The organism is [Clostridium] ammoniilyticum (assembly GCF_025566905.1).
Taxonomy (GTDB): domain Bacteria; phylum Bacillota_I; class Bacilli_A; order Erysipelotrichales; family Coprobacillaceae; genus Faecalibacillus; species Faecalibacillus intestinalis.
Genome location: NZ_JAOQJR010000001.1, coordinates 140,627 through 160,558, shown reverse-complemented (window position 1 = coordinate 160,558; position 19,932 = coordinate 140,627). Strand labels below are relative to the sequence as shown.

24 protein-coding genes are annotated in these 19,932 nt (G+C 28.8%); 5 read left to right on the top strand and 19 right to left on the bottom strand.

The window, feature by feature from the left end; genetic code table 11:
• Positions 1–99: 99 nt before the first annotated feature.
• Positions 100–537, top strand: coding sequence for a hypothetical protein (locus tag OCV55_RS00795; RefSeq protein WP_175301574.1), 438 nt, complete (start codon positions 100–102; stop codon positions 535–537).
• An 8-nt stretch (positions 538–545) separates the two neighbouring features.
• Here the strand turns inward: OCV55_RS00795 and OCV55_RS00790 are convergent, their stop codons facing one another.
• The 14 genes from OCV55_RS00790 to OCV55_RS00725 form a co-directional block, all read right to left on the bottom strand.
• Positions 546–1,409 (bottom strand): YitT family protein, encoded by an 864-nt coding sequence (locus tag OCV55_RS00790; protein ID WP_147579511.1) that lies wholly within the window; start codon positions 1,407–1,409, stop codon positions 546–548.
• Entirely contained in the window at positions 1,399–2,517 is a 1,119-nt protein-coding gene (prfB, locus tag OCV55_RS00785) for a peptide chain release factor 2 (RefSeq protein WP_147579510.1), read from the bottom strand. Before prfB ends, OCV55_RS00790 begins: the two co-directional genes overlap by 11 nt.
• Positions 2,517–5,150 carry a preprotein translocase subunit SecA gene (gene secA / locus OCV55_RS00780; RefSeq protein ID WP_032090518.1) on the bottom strand — a complete coding sequence of 878 codons (2,634 nt, stop codon included), beginning with the start codon at positions 5,148–5,150 and terminating at the stop codon, positions 2,517–2,519. Before secA ends, prfB begins: the two co-directional genes overlap by 1 nt.
• 112 nt (positions 5,151–5,262) lie before the next feature.
• Positions 5,263–5,460, bottom strand: a complete 198-nt coding sequence (locus OCV55_RS00775) for a cold-shock protein (RefSeq protein WP_032090560.1) — start codon at positions 5,458–5,460, stop codon at positions 5,263–5,265.
• 241 nt (positions 5,461–5,701) lie between these two features.
• Positions 5,702–6,331 (bottom strand): ComF family protein, encoded by a 630-nt coding sequence (locus OCV55_RS00770; protein ID WP_147579509.1) that lies wholly within the window; start codon positions 6,329–6,331, stop codon positions 5,702–5,704.
• Positions 6,280–7,395 (bottom strand): DEAD/DEAH box helicase, encoded by a 1,116-nt coding sequence (locus tag OCV55_RS00765; RefSeq protein ID WP_147579508.1) that lies wholly within the window; start codon positions 7,393–7,395, stop codon positions 6,280–6,282. The genes OCV55_RS00770 and OCV55_RS00765 overlap by 52 nt, the downstream gene beginning before the upstream one ends.
• Before the next feature lie 91 nt (positions 7,396–7,486).
• Positions 7,487–8,170, bottom strand: a complete 684-nt coding sequence (locus tag OCV55_RS00760; RefSeq protein WP_147579507.1) for a LytR/AlgR family response regulator transcription factor — start codon at positions 8,168–8,170, stop codon at positions 7,487–7,489.
• Between the two features lie 87 nt (positions 8,171–8,257).
• On the bottom strand, positions 8,258–8,743 hold the full coding sequence (gene coaD / locus OCV55_RS00755) for a pantetheine-phosphate adenylyltransferase (protein ID WP_022002915.1): 486 nt from the start codon (positions 8,741–8,743) through the stop codon (positions 8,258–8,260).
• Positions 8,744–8,746: 3 nt separating this feature from the next.
• Positions 8,747–9,295 carry a 16S rRNA (guanine(966)-N(2))-methyltransferase RsmD gene (gene rsmD, locus OCV55_RS00750; RefSeq protein WP_022002916.1) on the bottom strand — a complete coding sequence of 183 codons (549 nt, stop codon included), beginning with the start codon at positions 9,293–9,295 and terminating at the stop codon, positions 8,747–8,749.
• Entirely contained in the window at positions 9,292–9,639 is a 348-nt protein-coding gene (locus OCV55_RS00745; protein ID WP_022002917.1) for a YlbF family regulator, read from the bottom strand. Before OCV55_RS00745 ends, rsmD begins: the two co-directional genes overlap by 4 nt.
• Complete coding sequence (locus OCV55_RS00740; protein ID WP_022002918.1) at positions 9,636–9,815, bottom strand: YlbE-like family protein; 180 nt, start codon at positions 9,813–9,815, stop codon at positions 9,636–9,638. Before OCV55_RS00740 ends, OCV55_RS00745 begins: the two co-directional genes overlap by 4 nt.
• Positions 9,815–10,102 (bottom strand): spore coat protein YlbD, encoded by a 288-nt coding sequence (gene ylbD / locus OCV55_RS00735; RefSeq protein WP_022002919.1) that lies wholly within the window; start codon positions 10,100–10,102, stop codon positions 9,815–9,817. The genes OCV55_RS00740 and ylbD overlap by 1 nt, the downstream gene beginning before the upstream one ends.
• Before the next feature lie 29 nt (positions 10,103–10,131).
• Positions 10,132–11,358 (bottom strand): FtsW/RodA/SpoVE family cell cycle protein, encoded by a 1,227-nt coding sequence (locus tag OCV55_RS00730; protein ID WP_227408287.1) that lies wholly within the window; start codon positions 11,356–11,358, stop codon positions 10,132–10,134.
• On the bottom strand, positions 11,358–11,618 hold the full coding sequence (locus OCV55_RS00725; RefSeq protein WP_032090522.1) for a UPF0223 family protein: 261 nt from the start codon (positions 11,616–11,618) through the stop codon (positions 11,358–11,360). The genes OCV55_RS00730 and OCV55_RS00725 overlap by 1 nt, the downstream gene beginning before the upstream one ends.
• A 124-nt stretch (positions 11,619–11,742) precedes the next feature.
• On the opposite strand from OCV55_RS00725, the gene OCV55_RS00720 reads away from it, so the two are divergent.
• Together OCV55_RS00720 and def are read left to right on the top strand one after the other, a co-directional pair.
• Positions 11,743–11,931 carry a hypothetical protein gene (locus OCV55_RS00720; RefSeq protein WP_022002922.1) on the top strand — a complete coding sequence of 63 codons (189 nt, stop codon included), beginning with the start codon at positions 11,743–11,745 and terminating at the stop codon, positions 11,929–11,931.
• A gap of 53 nt (positions 11,932–11,984) precedes the next feature.
• Complete coding sequence (def, locus tag OCV55_RS00715) at positions 11,985–12,554, top strand: peptide deformylase (protein ID WP_117480217.1); 570 nt, start codon at positions 11,985–11,987, stop codon at positions 12,552–12,554.
• Positions 12,555–12,576: 22 nt separating this feature from the next.
• On the opposite strand, the gene OCV55_RS00710 is transcribed toward def, so the two are convergent.
• A complete protein-coding gene (locus OCV55_RS00710) occupies positions 12,577–13,866 on the bottom strand; it encodes an alpha-amylase family glycosyl hydrolase (protein WP_147579506.1) in 1,290 nt (429 codons plus the stop codon).
• 102 nt (positions 13,867–13,968) lie between these two features.
• On the opposite strand from OCV55_RS00710, the gene OCV55_RS00705 reads away from it, so the two are divergent.
• A complete protein-coding gene (locus OCV55_RS00705) occupies positions 13,969–14,562 on the top strand; it encodes a cytidylate kinase-like family protein (protein ID WP_032090526.1) in 594 nt (197 codons plus the stop codon).
• A gap of 33 nt (positions 14,563–14,595) precedes the next feature.
• On the opposite strand, the gene OCV55_RS00700 is transcribed toward OCV55_RS00705, so the two are convergent.
• A complete protein-coding gene (locus tag OCV55_RS00700) occupies positions 14,596–15,459 on the bottom strand; it encodes a DegV family protein (protein WP_119363705.1) in 864 nt (287 codons plus the stop codon).
• Positions 15,460–15,836: 377 nt separating this feature from the next.
• On the opposite strand from OCV55_RS00700, the gene OCV55_RS00695 reads away from it, so the two are divergent.
• Positions 15,837–16,460, top strand: coding sequence for a LexA family protein (locus OCV55_RS00695; protein WP_022002928.1), 624 nt, complete (start codon positions 15,837–15,839; stop codon positions 16,458–16,460).
• 49 nt (positions 16,461–16,509) lie between these two features.
• Here OCV55_RS00695 and pyk read toward each other — a convergent pair whose 3' ends face one another.
• The 3 genes from pyk to OCV55_RS00680 all read right to left on the bottom strand — a co-directional run bounded on the left by pyk (position 16,510) and on the right by OCV55_RS00680 (position 19,928).
• The gene (gene pyk / locus OCV55_RS00690; RefSeq protein ID WP_032090528.1) at positions 16,510–17,943 is read right to left on the bottom strand and encodes a pyruvate kinase; all 1,434 of its coding nucleotides are present in this window, start codon (positions 17,941–17,943) and stop codon (positions 16,510–16,512) included.
• Positions 17,944–17,982: 39 nt separating this feature from the next.
• Entirely contained in the window at positions 17,983–18,942 is a 960-nt protein-coding gene (gene pfkA / locus OCV55_RS00685; protein ID WP_022002930.1) for a 6-phosphofructokinase, read from the bottom strand.
• A 98-nt stretch (positions 18,943–19,040) separates the two neighbouring features.
• Positions 19,041–19,928: an ATP-binding protein gene (locus OCV55_RS00680; protein WP_119363707.1), complete on the bottom strand. Its 888-nt coding sequence runs from the start codon at positions 19,926–19,928 to the stop codon at positions 19,041–19,043.
• Positions 19,929–19,932 lie beyond the last annotated feature (4 nt).

The window sequence follows — 19,932 nt, the reverse complement described above, 5'->3', positions numbered from 1 at the left end:
CCAGGAGTATTATAGCACAATTTGTAAGTTTTGTTTGAATATTGAGTCTATTAATTATGTTTTTTCATGTTATAATATGTTTATTGAAGGAGTGGCTAAATGAAAAGAATATGCCCTAGATGCAATAATGAACTATCTACAAATTGTTATGTAAAAGATAAAGGAATCAATACTTTAAGCTATCTAGAATTAATTATAAAAAAAGATCAATTCAATAAAGAACATAAAGAAATTAAATCATGTTATTGTCCTAAATGTGGTTATGTAGAACTTTATGTTGATGTCGATCATCAAAATCAACATTTAAAAAAGGATGATGATTTAAATTCTTTAAGACAAACTGTAAGGCAATATGCTATTGATTATCATCAACGTATAGAATTAGAAAGAAAAAAAAATGAAGGAAAAGAAATTCTAGATAAAAAAAGGAAACTTGAATCTCTTATTTATCAATCACATATACAAAACGATAAAAAAAGAAAACGTAAAAAAACTTTACGTAAAACACATTTACTAAAAAAAGTGCTAAGAAAATAGCACTTTTTTTATAAATCTATATTAGGTAATGTAAATCCTCTTCCTCTTACATTATGTGTCTCATTTGTAATAATAAATGCTGCCTCATCAATTTTTAAAATTTCATTGGTAAGTGTCACTAATTCTCGGCGGCTGACAACAGACATCACTGCATACATATCTTGTTTTTTATAACCTGTGGTAATATTCATAAGCGTACATCCTCGATCTATTTGATCATAAAGAATACTTTGAATCTCATTCCATTTTGGTGAAATGACCAATACTTGAATTTTAGATTCACCTAATAAAATCATTTTATCCATGACCAAAGCAGTAATCAAAACAACTAAAATACCATAAAGAATTTGTTCAACATTTGAAAAAGGAACTTGTAAAGCTAGGATAATACAATCAAAGCCATTAATAAGAACAGTCGTAGAAATACCTGTTTTTTTATTTAGAACTAATGGTGGTATATCCATTCCTCCGGTACTTGCTCCCATTCTTAAAACAAGTCCTAATCCTCCACCTACAAAAATTCCTGCATAAACAGAGGATAAGAGTAAATCATTTGTAAGATGTGTAACCCCCGGAGTATTTTCAAATATTGTTAAAAATGTTGGGAAAATAATTGTACTTAATAATGTTTTAGCTGCAAAAGATTTTCCTAGAAAAAAATAGCCTGCAATAAACATAATAATATTGATTACATAAACAACAAGCGATAAAGGAATTCCTGTTATTTGTTTGACAATTAATCCTAACCCAGAAGCACCACCAACAATAATCCCATGAGGGGTAATGAAAGCACAAATTCCAAATGCTAGAATAGCATTACCAATAACAATCACAGCAATTTCTAAACATTTTTTAAAAAATTTATTCTTCATGACTACCCTCCTGTATACGAGATTTCAAATACGCATAAATAAAATCATCTAAGTTTCCATCTAAAACATCTTTAGGATTATTAGACTCATATAATGAACGATTATCTTTTACTAAAGAATATGGATGTAAAACATAAGAGCGAATTTGTGAACCCCAAGCAATTTCTTTCTGCTCACCTTGTATTTCTTTTAATTCTTTTGCTTGTTTTTCTTCCATTAAAGCAAATAACTTACTTTTTAACATCATCATTGCTTGTTCTCTATTTTGAATTTGGCTTCTTTGACTTTGACAAGTAACGACTGTTCCTGTAGGAATGTGGGTAATCCTAACTGCTGAATCTGTTTTATTAATATGTTGTCCACCTGCTCCACTTGCACGATAAGTATCAATTCTTAAATCTTCTGGTTTAATGTCAATTTCAATTGTATCATCTAATTCAGGGATAACATCAATGGATGCAAATGAAGTATGACGTCTTTTGGAAGAATCAAATGGAGATATTCTAACAAGTCGATGAACACCTTTTTCAGCCTTTAAATGTCCATAAGCATATTTTCCTTTAACCAAGAAAGTAACTGATTTAATACCTGCAACATCTCCATCTAAATAATCTAAAACTTCTATTTTAAAATCTTTCGACGAACAATATCTTTGGTACATACGATACAACATTTCTGCCCAATCTTGGCTTTCTGTCCCTCCTGCACCTGGATGAATTTCTACGATGGCATTAGCACTATCATACTTTCCAGATAAAAGTAAAATTTTTTCAAATTCACCCATTCTTTGTTCAAAATCTTGATAATCACTTTCTAAAATAGTTTGAAATTCTTGATCATCCGTTTCTTTAACTAATGTATATGTTTCATCTAATGAATTTAATGATTGACAAAGACTTTCATATTCATCAGTAATTTTTTTCATATCATTTAATTCGTCATAGATCTTTTTAGCTTTTGTTGGATCATCCCAAAAGTCATCTTGCATTGTTTGATATGAAAGACCTTCTATTTCTCTTAATTTTTCATCAATTTGTGCTGATTTTCTATATTCGTCTATTAATAAATGGGCTTTATCAAGCCCATTTTTTATTTCATATAATTCCATTATTTAAATTCTACTTCTAATTTTAAATGAGGAATATTTTCTTCTGCTGAACTACCAGGACGAATACCCATATGCACAATATTTTTAGAAATCATATCAACAATAGAAAGTTTCATTTGTTCAAACATATAGAACGCTTCTTCTGTATATTCAGAAAGTGGATTCTTTTGTGCATACGCACGTAAATAAATACCATTTCTAAGTTTAGTCATTGCATCAATATGATTGATCCAAGTATAATCAATAACTCCTAATAAAACACTTCTTTCATAATTAACGATTTTTGCATGATCAATATCTTTATTTAATCTCATTTGATATTGAGAGAAGCAAATTTCTGTTAAAGTTTCTAATAATTTCTTAGAATCATTTTTAACAACATCTTTATTCTTAGCATCAATTTCAGCAAGTAACATATAATTTTTAGCTACAAAATCTAAAACAGCATCCACATCAACTTCATCATGTTTACCATGAGTTGTACATCTATTGATTGTCATTTCAATTGCTTGATTGAACATACCTTTGATAATATCATCTAGATTATCTAATGACATGATTTCATCACGTTCTTTATACATAATTTCACGTTGTTGTCTCATAACATCATCATATTCAAGAATATGTTTACGTGAATCAAAGTTTTGACCTTCAACACGTTTTTGTGCATTTTCGATAGCTTTTGAAACCATTTTATTTTCAATAGCCATATCATCATCTAAATAATTACTAAATGATTGTAATTTTTCACCAGCAAATCTTTGCATTAATTCATCATCAAAAGAAACATAGAATACAGAATATCCTGGGTCACCTTGACGTCCAGAACGTCCACGTAACTGATTATCAATACGTCTAGATTCATGTCTTTCAGAACCAATAACTGCTAAACCACCAATTTCAGGTACACCTTTACCAAGTTTAATGTCAGTACCACGACCAGCCATGTTTGTAGCGATTGTCACCGCACCTTTTTGACCTGCTCTTGCAATGATTTCAGCTTCTTTAGCATGGTTTTTCGCATTTAATGTATTATGTTTAATTCCTCTTTTATCTAACATTTTTGATAAAATTTCTGAAGTTTCAACCGATACAGTCCCAATTAGAATTGGTTGACCATAAGCATGTCTTGCAACAACTTCATCACATAATGCTTTAAATTTATTTGTTTTTGTAGAATAGATCTTATCATTACGGTCATCACGAATAACTGGTTTATTTGTTGGAATTTCAATAACACGCATGTTATAGATCATCATAAATTCTTCTTCTTCTGTTTTTGCAGTACCAGTCATCCCTGCTAATTTATTAAATAGTCTGAAGAAATTTTGATATGTGATTGTTGCTCTTGTTTCTGTTTCTTCTTTAATTGGAACACCTTCTTTAGCTTCAATTGCTTGATGTAACCCATCAGAATAAGCACGTCCTGGCATAACACGTCCAGTAAATTGATCAATGATCATAATTTTTGCATTACGAATATCTCTTGTACCATCTTCTGTCGCAATCATATATTCAACATCACGAGTCATCGCATAGTTTGCTTTTAATGCTTGATTGATATGATGAACTAATGAAGTATGTTGAATATCATATAAGTTATCAATCTTAAATCCTTTTTCTGCTTTTTCGATTCCTTTTGGAGTTAATGAAACAGTTTTTGTTTCAATATCAACTTCATAATCTTTTTCAGCAATTAATGATTTAACAAAACGATCTGCTTGTAAATATAAAGCAGCTGTATTTTTCTTACCACCTGAAATAATCAATGGTGTTCTTGATTCATCAATTAAAATAGAGTCAACTTCGTCGATCAAAGCATAGTTAAGTCCTTTAACTAATACTTTATCTTCCATTGAAGTAACCATATTATCTCTTAAATAGTCAAAACCTAATTCAGCATTTGTTGTATAAGTAACATCACAACCATGTGCTTCTTGTTTTTGTTGAGGTGTTAATTCTCTTTTATTTAATCCAACTGTTAATCCTAAAAATTCTAATACTTTACCATTATTTCTAGCATCACGTTCAGCCAAATAGTCATTAACAGTAATAACGTGAACTCCTTTTCCAGTTAATGCATTTAAATAAACTGGGAAAATAGAAGTTAATGTTTTACCTTCACCTGTTTTCATTTCAGCAATATCACCATTATGTAATGCAATACCACCCATTAATTGAACTTTAAAAGCTTTTAAATGAATTTGACGCCATGCAGCTTCTCTTGCAACTGCAAAAGCATCAATTAAAATATCATCTAATTCACTACCGTTATTTAATTTTTCTTTTAATACATTTGTTTGATTTGCTAATTCTTCATCAGACAAAGCACTATACTTATCTTCTAAAGAAATAATTTCTTGAGCAATCTTATCTAATTTTTTAAGTTGTTTTCTTTCATCATCGAAAACACCTTTAATTTTTGAAACAAAGCCTTTTTTTGTTTTTTGAGGTGTTGTAGAAAATGGAATAACTTCTCCATTATATTCTTCATTTTTAAAATCTTCTACATGTATATCTTCACCTTGTTGATCTTGTAAATCAACAATATTTTTAGCTGCTTCAACATCGATTCCTAATTTAGCGTTTTTCTTTTTAATTTCTTTTCTTATTTCTTGCTTTCTACTAGCCATACATACACGCTCCTTTTACGCTTGTAATCGAGTTTAATTATATCAAATAATTGTGATTATTAAAAGCAAAATTTAAATATCCCTACTTAAAATAAAAATCTAGAGATTATCTCTAGATTTTTACGACATGTTTTGCCTGCATACCGCGTTCGCTTTGATATAATTCAAACTCAACTAATTCGCCTTCATTAAGTGTTTTATATCCATTTTGAACAATTTGGCTATAATGAACAAAGACATCTTTTCCTTCTCCTCGATCAATAAATCCAAATCCCTTTTCGGCATTAAACCATTTGACTCTTCCTTGCACTTTCATCATCCTTTCCTTGTCTATTTCAGTATATTTAATATTTTATAAAAAAGTTATCATTTTCATTCGACAAAAAAATTTTACGTGTCATTTATAACAAAAAAATGTCATCTCTATTGTCAAATAGTTCACACTATTTTACATATTTGTTGAAAAAGTAATAAAAAGCATTTCTAGCAAAAGCATAAAGCTTACCCTTACTATTGGTTAGTGGTTTTCTTAGTGTCTACAATAGAATTGATTATTTTTTAAAATAATCAATATGAGGGCAAGCCAATACTAATGCTTTTATTTGTTTAGGGTGATATTTTTCTACTTGCTGAAATGCTGCTTGTAAAGTATTTGATGAAGTCATCACATCATCAAATATTAAAACATTCTTCTTATAAAGAAGATTTCCCTCTTTAATAGATAATATTTTCTTTACTTGGCTTCGATCTTTTTGTTTTGTCTGTTTGTAGTCTTCTTTTTTATACAAACCTGTAAAAATATGTTGAGAAAATGTCTTAACAATTTCAACATTAGGACAAAAGCCACGTCTTTTATTATCTTTTTGACTACTAGGAATAACAACAATGATATAATTTTTGTAGATCCTTTTTAATTCTTGAAATGATTCTATAAAACAATCCTTTAAAGCATAATCATCTAATGCTTTATATTGAAAAAGGAGTTGTCTAAAAAAATCATTATATTCATATAAAACCTTGACATGATATCCTTGAATCCTTATATCACTATTTATTATTTTAAATTTTCTTATACAGCTTAAACAAAGAGAAGAATTATTCACCAAGTGAAAAAGATCTTGTTGTTGATTTAACTCTTTATGGCAGATAAGGCATTGCTTTGTTGAAGATCCTTGATACATTCTTTAATAGCCTTCGTTTGTCTATTTGTATAAATGATAATATCTCCATTTGTATAGGGTACTTTTCGCCCTGTTCGCCCTGCTATTTGAATAAGTATTTCTTTATCAAAAAGGGGATGTTCACCATGTAAAATAATAACTTGTACATTTTCAACAGTCATTCCTCTTTCTAAAACTGTTGTACATACAATAACATCTATTTCATGGGATTTAATCATTTCTAATGATTGATGAATATTTTGTTCTTTTGACGTAGCACAGTGACTTTTAATAGAAAAGAATTTAAGAAATTTTTGTACTTGTCTTGTCATTTCAATACGTGGTACAAAAAGAAACACCGGTTTTTTATCTTTTTGATACTTTTTTAATTGATAAACAAGATGACACAACATCATAAAGTTTCCCATTACCTTACAAGTAGGAATTGGTAATGGTTGATGATGAAACCTTTGTAAGACTTGTACATCTCCACTTTCAATCGTTGCAGACATAAACACATAATTTCCCTTTATACTATTCATTAATATATTTTCCAAAACTTCATTATCACGATATGGAAAAGCATCATACTCATCTAAAATCAATAAATCAAACATTCGTGGATACCGGTACAGCTGATGTGTTGTACAAATAATAAATTGTCCTTCTAAACACTCTGTATGTCCTCCATAAACAAGAATGGGCTGAATATTAAAAAATTGTTTTTGAATTCTCTTTGCTAATTCTATAACCAATTCTTTTCTTGGCATCGTCAAACAAACATGATGTCCTAAATTCAATGCATATTCAATGACACCATAAATCATTTCCGTCTTTCCTGCTCCTGTTACTGCTTTTAATACTGTATTTTGATGATTTTGATATCTTTCTATCAATAATCTTGAAGTTCTTTCTTGTTCTAAGTTTAATGAATAATTTAAATGATAGTATATTTTCTTTTCATTTTTAACAGGTTTTAAGTTAACTGTCTTTGTAGAAAAAGCAATACATTTTCTACAATAAATACGCCCATTGTTTTCAAAAAAATATTGAACATCTTCATTTTGACATCTCGAACATTTCATCTTCTTCACCCACATCTATTTTAATATATTTTACAAAATAATTCGTCTCGAATTTGTTTCACATTTGTCTCATTTTTGTCTCAAATTTGTTTCACATTTGTCTCACGATTTTTTCAATAAAATCATTTTTGTATTTCTTAGAAATAGGAATAACTTGTTTATTTTTAGTGATACAATTCATTCCTTCTATCCTCTCAACATATTTTAAATTAACAATATAGCTTCGATGACAACGACAAAAAGAATCATCTAATTGTAAAGCTATTTCTTTTAAACTGAGATAATTTCTTTTTGTCATATCATTTTGATGAATCATAACATGGTGTTGATAAGCTTCTATATAAATAATGTCTTCATAAGGTATTTTGTGAACTTCTTTTTTAAACTGATAAATAAATGTCTTAGAATGTTGATGTAATAAAACGCGATCAAGTATTTTATATATTTCTTGTTGATCAAGTGGCTTTAATAAGTAGTGCATCGCTTGTACTTGATAACTTAATATCCCATAATGTGTATTTTTTGTTTGAAAAACAATCGGTATTGATAAATCTTTTTTTCTTAAGATCTTTGCAAATTCAAAACCATTGATATGTTTCATATCTAATTCTAAAAATACAAGATCACAGTTTTTTAAACATTTTGGTAATTGATAATAAAGCTGTTTATACCAATGAAAATAGATTTCTTGTTGTCTTTCTATACCCCATTTTTCAATAATCGATTTTAAAAAAACATAATCTTTTAAATTATTTTCTCCAATAAAAATATTCATTTGATCACCTCTTTATCAGTGTATATGATTTACAATCTACTCTATGATTTTAGAACAAATTGGACTAAAAAAAATCGCCGAAGCGATTTATTGATCTTGATATACTTTTTTTAATGCATCTTCAACACACTCTGGCACTAAGCCTGTAAGTGGCTTATGATAACTAGCTATTTCTTTAACGACAGATGATGAAATAAAAGAATGTGATGGCTTTGTCATTAAATACATTATTTCTATTTGACTATTTAAATATTGATTAGATTGTGCATATTGTAATTCATAATCGAAATCTGTTGTTGAACGTAAGCCACGGATAAGCACTTGTCCATTGACTTTTTTGACATAATCCATAAAAAGTTCATCTGTTGAATCAACAATTACATTTTTTAAATGAGCTGTTGCTTTTTTTAAAAGTTCTTTTCTTTGTTCAATCGTAAACAAGCCTACTTTTGTTGGATGAATAGCTACCGTTACATATAATATGTCAAATATCTTTGCAGCACGTTCAATAATATCTAAATGTCCATTTGTAACTGGATCAAACGATCCATTATATACAGCAATTTTCTTCATGATTTAATCCTCATAATAAAAAATATTAAGAGCTGTAATTCCATACTCTTTTCTTTTATTCAACTCAATTCCTTCTATTTCTTTAAACTCAACTTCTTTTAATTCTTCTACTACAATACACGCTTGTGGATTCAACATTTGATGATCAACTAAATATTGAAGAATATCATCAACAAGTCCTTTTCCATAAGGTGGATCTAAAAAAACATAATCAAACTTTATACCTTTTTCATACAAATATTTTAAAGCTTTTTTATAATCCATTTTCAAGGGAAAACAATTTTCCAATTTTAAAAGAGAAAAATTTTCTTTAATTGTTTTAAAAGCTTCGTATTGATGATCCACACTATAAAGTGTATCACACCCTCTAGAAATCGCTTCTATTCCAAGTCCACCACTACCTCCAAATAAATCTAATACCGTTCCTCCTTGAAAATATGGTCCAATCATATTAAAAAGGTTTTCCTTATTTTTATCTGTTGTCGGTCTTGTTAATTGACTCTTAGGAACTTTTAATTGTCTTTTTTTATACTTTCCTGCAATCACTCTCATAATTTATACCCTGATGTATCTAATGAATCACTAATATCTTTAAAAACAATTTTTGTTACTTCATCGAGTAATTCATTGATTTTATAATAACTTTGATAATATTTTTGAATGTTTTCATTTTGTGACATTCTTTTTCTTACTTCATTTAATTCTTGTCTTTTCTGTGTCAAATCAATATATTTTTCAAACTTTTTCAAATCATCTAATTCTTGTAAAAGATTTTGATAATTATCTAATAATTCTTTTGTTTCTTGATTTAATAATTTTAAAGATTGCTCTTTAAATTGTAGATAGCGCTTATCTTCTTTGATAGCATCTATTAAATCATATATTGTTTCATTCATTGTAACATCTCCAACATACTCATTAGTATTGATATTCTTTCTAGCTTTTCTAAAACTGTACTTTGTTTTTTTTGATGTATTTCATCTAATAAATCATCATATTTTTCTGGATAATGACATAATGTAACATACCAAACAGGATGCTTACGTATATAATCTAAAACATCTTCTTTCATTATTTACCTTCTTTATTTTTATCTAAAAGATTAGAAACAATTCCTAAAACTTTTTCGATTGATTGCAAAGAAGAAGATAATGCTTCCAAATCGACATTTTTGATAATTTCTAAAACATTCATATTTTCTATTGGATGTTCCTTATACGGTTTGAAAAAATGATCATCTTCTCCATACATTGTATAGATTTCATATATTTCTTGCCAAGTATAGCGATGATTTAATACATCTTCTTTAATACTTGGTATTGTCTTTAAAAAAGCTTTAAACTCTTTTAAATTATCCATCAAATCACCTAATATATCATATGAAACATTTATAATTGTGTGTCTGTTTTTTCTAGTTGTTCTTTGTTGAACTTGGAAATAATTGCTTGGGCAATACCTATTGCTATTAAAGCAGCAATCGTTGAAGATCCCCCAGATGATACCAATAATAATGGAACACCTGTCATTGGAATCAATCCTGAAACGCCACCTAAATTAACAAATAAATGTAACATAAAATAAGAAGCTATTCCTATCAAAATAACTCTTGATTTATTATTTTGAATTTGATCTGCATATTTTAATAATCTAAAAATAATAATAGCTGTTGGAATAATCATTAAAGCCAACCCAAAAATACCAAGTTCTTCATAAATAATGGCCCCTATAAAATCATTATGTGCCTCTGGAATATAATCATATTTTTGAATAGAATTTCCTAATCCAAGTCCAAAAATACCACCATCTGTAAAAGCAATCAAAGAATTGACAAGTTGCCATGAACTATCATAAATATTTTCTATTTTTAATGGTTTTAACCAAGAATCAATACGTTGTAATTGATATCCCTGTAAAACAGCTGTAATTAAGAATCCTAAAATAATAACCGCTACAGCTAAAGCAATCCAAACGAGTTTTTTATATTTTTTATAATAATCTCTTGGTGTTGACATAAAACAAATAAAACAAATTGCTGCTAGAATAAGAGAACTTCCTAAATCCTTTTGTACAATAACTCCTATTCCAAATGCAAAAACCATAAGAGCTAAAGGGAACAAAACACATTTGTTAAATTTATCTTTATAAAATTTACTTTTTAATTCAGCTGTTCTAAATTTTCCTTTTACTACAAATGCTGAATCAGTTTCAGTAAGCATATAAGATAAAATAAGAACCATACCAATTTTCATAAATTCTGCTGGCTGTACTGTAAAAGGACCTAAATGAATCCAAGCATGTGAACCTTTGGTCGTCCAAAAAACACAGCCACACATTGAGATGATTCCCATAATATATACAGCCATTGAACTTCTGTAATTAATCATTTTTAATTTAAAACCCTTTGTAAGAACCATCATAATAAAAACACCTATTGCTACATAAATAGATTGTGTAATCATATTTTTTATTGCAAATGCCGTTCCTTTTGAAGAGACCGCTCCAATTGATGCTGAACCAATCATTACAATTCCTAAACAAATCAATACAAAAACTGCAAAAAAGATAGGCTTATCTGCCCCTTTTTTTCTAAAAAAAGCTTTTATTCTTTTTGTCATTATAATTTGATCCAATCATTTTCTTGACTTGCTTTAAAAACTTTATAAATAGAATATCCAGAAACATCTTGGAATTCTTTATCAATTTGCTTTTCTTCACTCTTTGTCCCAACAACATTTTTAAATTTTCTATAAGCATTTAAAAAATCCGTTTTACTTATTCCTTCTTCATATGCTTTTTCTACTGCATTATATAAAGACATAACATCAATAATATCTTCTGTTGACCATGTATAGTCTAGTGGATAATTATAGTCCATCATTTACACCTCATTTCAGTAAAATATTATAACTTAAAAAAGTATAAAAATAAATGACTTATGATAAATCCCCCATACAATTATTTGAAATCATAATATGGTAATAGTAAAGGAGGGATAAACAATGAACTGTGATTATAACTGCAATGGATATGTCAATAATCCATTTGGCTGTGGTGGATGTAACACATGCGGCTATACACCTATTATGGGTGGCTTTGGTTGCAACAATACAGGATGTAGTTGGTTTGCAATTGTTTTAGTTGTTTTCTTATTATTAATCATTTGTGGTAATTCAAGAATTAGACCTTAGATATTTCAATCACCTCAAAATATGTTATAATAACCACGAATGAGGTGAAAAAAATGTTATTAATGAAAGATATTATAGATGATTCAAACGAATTAATTAGAACAGTGTCAAAAGAGGTTGAACTTCCTCTATCCAAAGAAAATCATGATTTACTCATGAAAATGCATGAATTTTTAGTTGCAAGCCAAGATGAAGAACTTTCTGAAAAATATGATTTAAGACCTGCAGTAGGTATTGCAGCTATTCAACTTGGTATTCCAAAAAGAATGTGTGCCATCCATGTTTTAGATTATGATGAAGAAGGAAATGTAACAAAATCTACTGATTATGCTTTAGCGAATCCTAAGATTGTTTCTTATACACCTAAACAATCTTATTTAAAAACTGGAGAAGCATGTTTATCAGTTCCTGAAGATGTAAAAGGTTATGTTCCACGCCATGCTAAAATCACTGTTGAAGGATTTGACGTACTTACAAACAAAGATGTAAAAATTGTTGCTCGAGGATTTTTAGCTATTTGTTTACAACATGAACTTGATCATTTTGATGGTGTTTTATACTATGATCATATTAATAAAGAATATCCATTAGTACCAATCGAAAATGCTATGGTTATTGAATAAATAAAAGGTTCTTTCGAACCTTTTATTTTACTTTAAAATAATGAATTGTTTTGGGCTTTAATACTATTTGTCCTTGATTTTCAATTTCTTGTTGATCAATTAAAGAAATAAGATTTTCATTTAAAGAAATGGTAAATTCTTGATCATCTAAATTTAATGCTACAATAATTCTTTCTTGTTGATCATTTCTTTCAAAAACAAATTGTTTATTTGTTAAAACCAATTCTTTAAACTCACCTTTTTGTAAAGCAGATGATTGATTTCTAATAGAAATCAATTTTTTTATATATTTTGTTAAATCGTTAGGCATTGGTTTGGTAAACTCTGGTCTTAAAGAATCATCACTTCCCTGTTCTTTCTTTCCGGTTTGTCCCCATTCACTTCCATAATAGATACATGGTATTCCTGGTAAAGAAAATAACATACCGTAAATAAGTGGTAATTTTTCTAAATCTGTTAATTTAGATGCTATTCTTTCTACATCATGATTATCAACAAAACTAAATAATGTTTGTCCTCTATACATTTCTCCATAATTACGTTTTATTGTATGAGCCATTTCAAACATATTTAATGAATTAAACGAAGACCAAAGTCCTTTAAAACCAGGATAATCTGTAATACTATCTAAATGTGCTTCACTAAACATATATCCTGCATTATCACCTAAAACTTCACCTAACAAGAAAAAATCCGCCTTTTTTTGTCTACAATGATCTTTTAACATTGCCATAAACCATCTTGGTAAACTATAAGCAACATCTAAACGAATACCATCAATATCAAAGGCATCAATCCAATAATCAACAGCACTTAATAAATAATTTTGAACATCTGGATGATCTAAATTTAATTTAACTAATTCATAATGTCCTTCCCATCCCTCATAATAAAAACCATCATCATAAGGTGAATTGCCGTTAAAATCAATTCTAAACCAATCTTTATATTGACTATTTTCTCTATTATTTAAAACATCTTGAAAAGCAAAGAAGCCTCTTCCTACATGATTAAAAACACCATCTAAAACAACACGCATCCCTCTATCATGTAAATTTTTACAAATTTCAATAAAATCTTCATTTGTTCCTAAACGTTCATCAATTTTACAATAATCTCTTGTATCATAACCATGATGATCACTTGAAAACACAGGATTAAAATAAATAGCATTTATTCCTAAATCTTCAAAATAATCCATAAAATCATTCAATCTTAAAATACGGTGTTCCACAATTCCATCATTATCACGAGGAGCCCCACAAAAATTAAGAGTATAAATTTGATAAAATACACTTTCATTAAACCACATTATAAAAAGCCTCCTTATACATCTATCTATTATTATACACTATTTAGTTAGAGTTATTTAAAAAATATGATATAATATACTATATATAAGGAGGTTCTTATTATGACTCAAAAAATTATTACTATTACAAGAGAATATGGTTCTGGAGGAAGATTGATTGCTAAAAAAGTAGCTGAAGCTTTAAATATTGCTTTCTATGATAATGAACTTATTGATGAAACAGCGCGCCAATTAGGTATTGATATTGATACAATTCGTAAAGCATCTCAAGAAAAATCATCAAGTTTTGCTTATTCACTTAATAATGGTCCTCTTGTTTTACCAATTAATGACCAAGTTTATGCTACACAAGCCAAAATCATTAAACATCTTGCTGAAAAAGAAGATTGTATTATTGTTAATGGATGTGCAAACTATATTTTAGAAGACTATCCTCATGTTTTAAGAATATTTGTGTATGCTCCTTTAGAATCTAGAATTGAACGTGTTGAAAAAGATTATAAAGAAGAACACGAAAATACTAAAAAATATGTTCAAAAAAGAGATAAACAAAGAAAGAGTTATTATAATTATTACACAACAAATACATGGGCAAATATGAAAGACTATGATTTATGTATTAATAGTGATATGGGAATTGATGAAATCGCTCAATTAATTGTTAAAGTTTATCAAAACGGAAAATTATGGAAATAATATAAAAAATATTCAGGACACCCTGAATATTTTTTATTCTGGTAAAAATTGAATTGCTACTCCTAAAAGTCCTGAACCAAGATAACAAGATAAAGCAGCACCAACATGACCATCGATTATATATGTAAATTGAGGAAACCTTTCTTTTAACATTCCTTCCAAAATATTTCTTTCTTCCAAATTATTAGCATCTGCAATAGCCAATGCAAATTTTTGATGTGGATTTTCTTCAAGATGACTTTCTATTAAATCTATCAATTTTGATTTTACTTTCTTTGAACCTCTCACTTTAGCTGGAACATAAATTTCTCCATTTTCTTTTTCAAAAGAAAGAATTGGTTTAATCTTTAGTGTTGTTCCTAAAAATGCCGAAGCCTTACCAATACGTCCACCTTTTTGTAAATAATTTAAATCATCTATTGAAAAATAAGCATAATTTTGATGGCACAAGAAATCTGCAATTTCAATTAATTCATCAAAAGACTTTCCTTCTTCTCTATATTTAGCAAGACTAACAGCAATAACTCCTAATCCCACTGATGCACTTTGACTATCAACAATATGACATTTTAATTTCTCATAAGTTTGACAAAATAACCTCATTTGATTACCTGTCCCAGATATACCACTAGATAAAAATAAACCAATAACATGAGTATATCCTTTATCTTTTAGTTGATCTAATAAATTAAACAAATCTTCTCCAACTGGTGAAGAAGTTTTAATTACTTTTTCATCTTGAATCGCATAAATATCATTAGAAGTAATATCTACACCATCTCTATAACTCTTTCCATCATATTGAATTTGTATGGGTAAAACATGTATATCATATAACTCTCTATATTCTTTTTTTATATCACTACATGAATCTGTTATAATTGCAATTTTTTCCATTTATATCTCCTTAAAATTATTTTGAACTTCATACTAATGGAACTTATTATAACTATTTGTATATAAAAAGCAAGATTTTTAAAAAATAAGTATCGCATCAATGATATGCGAAACACATTGAACTACTACCGATCCCATCATTAATGCTCCTAAAATGATTGTAACTAATCCCTTATTTGATAATTTTTCCATAATAGTTCCTCCTTTTGTTTCTTTAATTTCAACTTTTAAAATTTATTTTTATTAATGTATCTTTTTAAGACACTTATAATATAACTCCATCTCTAAGTTTCGTCAATACTTTTGTGTCTTTTTTAGATATTTTGTTTACTACATAGTCTATAATATGGTAATATTAAGACACAAGGAGTGATTAGATGACAGGTGAACGTATTAAAAAATTAAGAAAAGAAAAGGGTTTAACTCAACAACAACTAGGAGAAATGCTCGGTGTTCAAAAATCAGCAATTGCAAAATATGAAAACGGACGTGTTCCAAATTTAAAAAAGGAAACACTTTCCCGACTTGCAGAAATATTTAATGTTACTCCTAATTATTTATTAGGTATTGATGAGCCAGCCTATCATGGACATAGTCATAATATAGATATTCCCTTATATAGTGATGTTTGTTGTGGAGATGGTATTTTTGTTGAAGACAATATTGAAGAATATATTTCTTTACCTGAATCTCTATTAAGTTCTCGAAAGGATTACTTTTGTCAATATGCTGATGGAGATAGTATGATTGATGAAAATATTCAATCTGGGGATCTTATTATTTTTGAAAAGACACAGCAACTTAATAATGGTGATGTGGGATGTTTTGGCATTGAAGATAATATTGCAACATGTAAAAAATATTTTAATGATTCTAAACAAAATTGTATTATTTTACAACCTGCAAATGATAAATATTCTCCAATTATTATTAATGAATATAATTATCATGAATTTAAAATCATTGGAAAACTTGCCCTTGTTATTTCTAAAAGAAACTAAAATTAAAACTCCGTTTCAAATGAAACGGAGCTTTTTTTATTAATTTTAATTATTTTACTGTAATTAATTCTAAGTAAGAAGTAGTTCCAGCAACACCTGGTGTACCAGCAGTAACAATGATTTGTTCACCTGGTTCAACTAAGTTTTCTTTAGCGATAACTTGAGCATATTCAATCATAGCAGCTCTTGTATCCATTTGTTTACATAATACTGATTTAACACCCCAGTTAATAGCTAATGCTCTTGTAGTTTGTTCATTTGGAGTAGCAGCAATAATCATAGATTTAGTACGATATCTAGACATTTTTCTAGCTGTAAATCCTGAATCAGTGAATGCAACGATTGCAGCAACGTTGAATTTAGATGCGATTTCAGCAACTGACATACAGATAGCTTCACTTTGATCTAATGAAGCAGTTCTGATTGCTTTTCTTTGTAATGAAGCATAATCTAAAGTTCCTTCAGTTTTTAAAGCAATTTTAGTCATAGTTTCAACAGCTTCTACTGGATATTTACCTTGAGCAGATTCACCAGATAACATGATTGCATCAGTACCATCATAGATTGCGTTAGCAACGTCAGATACTTCAGCACGTGTTGGTCTTGGGTTTTCTTGCATACTATCTAACATTTGAGTAGCAGTGATAACGATTTTACCTGCAGCACGACATTTATTGATTAATTCTTTTTGAATTAATGGTACATCTTCAGCAGGAATTTCTACACCTAAGTCACCACGAGCAACCATGATACCATCAGCAACTTTTAAGATTTCATCCATGTTTTCAACACCTTCGCTGTTTTCGATTTTAGCGATGATTTGAATTTCAGGACGACCGTTTTCAATTAATAATTTTTTAACATCTAAAACATCTTGTGGACGTCTTACGAATGATGCAGCGATGAAATCAACACCTTGTTGACAACCAAAAGTTAAATCTCCGATATCTTTTTCTGATAAGTAATCGAATCCTAATTTGATTCCTGGAACGTTGATTCCACGTTTGTTTTTAACAACACCATCGTTAGCACAGATACATACGATATCAGTACCATCAACATGATCAACTAATAATTCTACTTGACCATCGTTTACTAAGATGAAACCACCTGGTTTAACATCTTTATATAAATCTTTATAAGTGATTGTAAATCTTTCACTTGTTCCTTCAATATCTTCTACACAGATAGTAGATACTTGACCTTTTTTGAATTCAGTTTTTCCACCAACGAAATCACCAGTTCTAATTTCAGGTCCTTTAGTATCTAATAAGATAGCTACGTTTTTGTTTAATTCTTTGTTGATTTCTCTTAAAGTTTTAATTCTTCCCCCATGTTCTTCGAAATCACCATGAGAGAAGTTTAATCTCATTACGTTCATACCAGCTTGAACTAATTTAGTTAAGACTTTTTTATCTTCAGAAGCTGGCCCAATTGTACACACAATACGTGTTTTCTTTTTTCTTTCTTTTTCTAATACCATCCTAATATCCTCACAATCATATTTTCATTTAAGTTTATATTAACGAAGTTTAATAGCATCTTCGTAAATACTAAAGTCAGTTTCACGTTTATGTCCTAATACTTCAGTAATTGGTAATCCTTTGATTTGACCATTTACTTCACTTACACATAAACCACCTTTTCCAGCTTCAAGTAATTCAACGGCATAAACACCCATTCTTGAAGCAAGAACTCTATCTCTTGCTGATGGTCTACCACCACGTTGCATATGTCCTAAAACGTTTGCACGAGTTTCAAAACCAGTTGCAGCTTCAACTTTTTTAGCTAATTCATGTACATCTGTAATATGTTCTGTAATAACAACGATTGCATGTTTTTTATCAGATGCTTTTGAAGCTTTTAATACTTCAATTACTTTATTTTCATCAAAACCAATTTCACTAGTGATTACCATTTCAGCACCATCAGCAATACCAGCATTGATAGCTAAATCTCCACATCTACGTCCCATAACTTCAAGAATAGTACATCTTTGATGAGAACTTGATGTATCTCTTAATTTGTCTAATGCATCAACAATTGTATTTAATGCAGTATCAAATCCAATTGTATGATCAGTATCAGGAATATCATTATCAATTGTTCCTGGAATACCGATACAGTTGATACCCATTTCAGTTAACTTTAATGCACCATTGTAACTTCCGTCACCACCGATAACAACTAAAGCTTCCATTCCTACTTCTTTCATTTTTTCAATTGCTTCTTTTCTTACTTCAGGATCTTTGAATTCAGGGAATCTTGCTGATTTTAACATAGTACCACCAATATTAATAATGTTACGTGTGCTATGACGATCAAACTTAATAAATTCTCCATCGTGTAATCCTTTATAACCAAGTTTTACACCATATACTTCAATTCCTTTATTTAAGCATGTACGCGCTACTGCTCTTACAGCAGCGTTCATTCCTGGAGCATCTCCTCCAGAAGTTAAAACTCCTATACATTTAACCATAATGTTCACTCCCTATTTCATAACATTTCATACATAGTGATTTTAGCACAAATCATGACTTTTCTACAAGAATTTTTACACATTTATTATGCTAAATCTTATTGTTTTATCATAATTGGCATACTCATTGTAAATATTGTGTTAAGTAAGCGCTCTACTTTTATTTTTTCGCGGGCATCTTTTTTCAAAGTATAGATTTTAATTAAATCATCTTGGGTGTATTGACTGGTAAATAACGTTATCTTTTTATTTTGATTACGATATGTCAATACAGCTGCTAAAACTTCATCTCTTGACCAGCCTGTTACATTTTCTCCACCTAGATCATCAATCACTAAATAATCTACATTACGAAGTTCCTCTATATTATTATCATTTCCAAATTCATTAAAAGAATTCTTTAAATCGATTAAATATGTAGGAAAATGCACATATCCTAAATGATATCCTTGTTTAGCAAGTGATCTTGTTAAAAAACCAGCTAATGTTGATTTTCCACAACCAGATGGCCCACAAATAAATAAACCTTTTTTTGACGTATTCGATAAAAAATGATCAATTGTACTTGCAAGTTCTTTGTTCATAATATCTTTAATTGATTTTAAATCAGATAATAATAAATCATCACTCACATTTGAAACAGTAATATGACTTAAAATATTTTGCTTTTCTAATATTTCTTTTCCATACTTACAAGGGACAAGTACTGTTTTTAAATGATGATTTTCAACATGAACCGCTTGCTTCATTCCTTTAGAAACTTTATGACATTGATAAAGCCCCATACAATCTTTACATTTTTGCACATCTTCTTGAAAATCTAAAAATTCAACCCAATTTTCTTCTATAAAATCTCGTCCTACTTGTCCATCAGATAAAACTTTCATTATGTAAGGATCCTTTATAAGTTCATTGATACTTTCTTCTTTTTGTTTTTGAAAATTTTGATCATCATCAAATAAATGTAAATCTTGTAAACTTTGCATTTTT

Excerpts from the sequence above, each read along its gene's own strand:
- OCV55_RS00725 (WP_032090522.1), bottom strand. The coding sequence starts at position 11,618 with ATGGACTATAATTATCCACTAGACTATACATGGTCAACAGAAGATATT.
- prfB (WP_147579510.1), bottom strand. The coding sequence starts at position 2,517 with ATGGAATTATATGAAATAAAAAATGGGCTTGATAAAGCCCATTTATTA.
- ylbD (WP_022002919.1), bottom strand. The coding sequence starts at position 10,102 with ATGGATAATTTAAAAGAGTTTAAAGCTTTTTTAAAGACAATACCAAGT.
- def (WP_117480217.1), top strand. The coding sequence starts at position 11,985 with ATGTTATTAATGAAAGATATTATAGATGATTCAAACGAATTAATTAGA.
- OCV55_RS00700 (WP_119363705.1), bottom strand. The coding sequence starts at position 15,459 with ATGGAAAAAATTGCAATTATAACAGATTCATGTAGTGATATAAAAAAA.
- coaD (WP_022002915.1), bottom strand. The coding sequence starts at position 8,743 with ATGAAGAAAATTGCTGTATATAATGGATCGTTTGATCCAGTTACAAAT.
- OCV55_RS00705 (WP_032090526.1), top strand. The coding sequence starts at position 13,969 with ATGACTCAAAAAATTATTACTATTACAAGAGAATATGGTTCTGGAGGA.
- OCV55_RS00745 (WP_022002917.1), bottom strand. The coding sequence starts at position 9,639 with ATGAATGAAACAATATATGATTTAATAGATGCTATCAAAGAAGATAAG.
- OCV55_RS00695 (WP_022002928.1), top strand. The coding sequence starts at position 15,837 with ATGACAGGTGAACGTATTAAAAAATTAAGAAAAGAAAAGGGTTTAACT.
- pyk (WP_032090528.1), bottom strand. The coding sequence starts at position 17,943 with ATGGTATTAGAAAAAGAAAGAAAAAAGAAAACACGTATTGTGTGTACA.
- OCV55_RS00730 (WP_227408287.1), bottom strand. The coding sequence starts at position 11,358 with ATGACAAAAAGAATAAAAGCTTTTTTTAGAAAAAAAGGGGCAGATAAG.
- pfkA (WP_022002930.1), bottom strand. The coding sequence starts at position 18,942 with ATGGTTAAATGTATAGGAGTTTTAACTTCTGGAGGAGATGCTCCAGGA.
- rsmD (WP_022002916.1), bottom strand. The coding sequence starts at position 9,295 with ATGAGAGTGATTGCAGGAAAGTATAAAAAAAGACAATTAAAAGTTCCT.
- OCV55_RS00680 (WP_119363707.1), bottom strand. The coding sequence starts at position 19,928 with ATGCAAAGTTTACAAGATTTACATTTATTTGATGATGATCAAAATTTT.
- secA (WP_032090518.1), bottom strand. The coding sequence starts at position 5,150 with ATGGCTAGTAGAAAGCAAGAAATAAGAAAAGAAATTAAAAAGAAAAAC.
- OCV55_RS00760 (WP_147579507.1), bottom strand. The coding sequence starts at position 8,170 with ATGAATATTTTTATTGGAGAAAATAATTTAAAAGATTATGTTTTTTTA.
- OCV55_RS00770 (WP_147579509.1), bottom strand. The coding sequence starts at position 6,331 with ATGTATCAAGGATCTTCAACAAAGCAATGCCTTATCTGCCATAAAGAG.
- OCV55_RS00790 (WP_147579511.1), bottom strand. The coding sequence starts at position 1,409 with ATGAAGAATAAATTTTTTAAAAAATGTTTAGAAATTGCTGTGATTGTT.
- OCV55_RS00765 (WP_147579508.1), bottom strand. The coding sequence starts at position 7,395 with ATGAAATGTTCGAGATGTCAAAATGAAGATGTTCAATATTTTTTTGAA.
- OCV55_RS00710 (WP_147579506.1), bottom strand. The coding sequence starts at position 13,866 with ATGTGGTTTAATGAAAGTGTATTTTATCAAATTTATACTCTTAATTTT.
- OCV55_RS00720 (WP_022002922.1), top strand. The coding sequence starts at position 11,743 with ATGAACTGTGATTATAACTGCAATGGATATGTCAATAATCCATTTGGC.
- OCV55_RS00795 (WP_175301574.1), top strand. The coding sequence starts at position 100 with ATGAAAAGAATATGCCCTAGATGCAATAATGAACTATCTACAAATTGT.
- OCV55_RS00740 (WP_022002918.1), bottom strand. The coding sequence starts at position 9,815 with ATGAAAGAAGATGTTTTAGATTATATACGTAAGCATCCTGTTTGGTAT.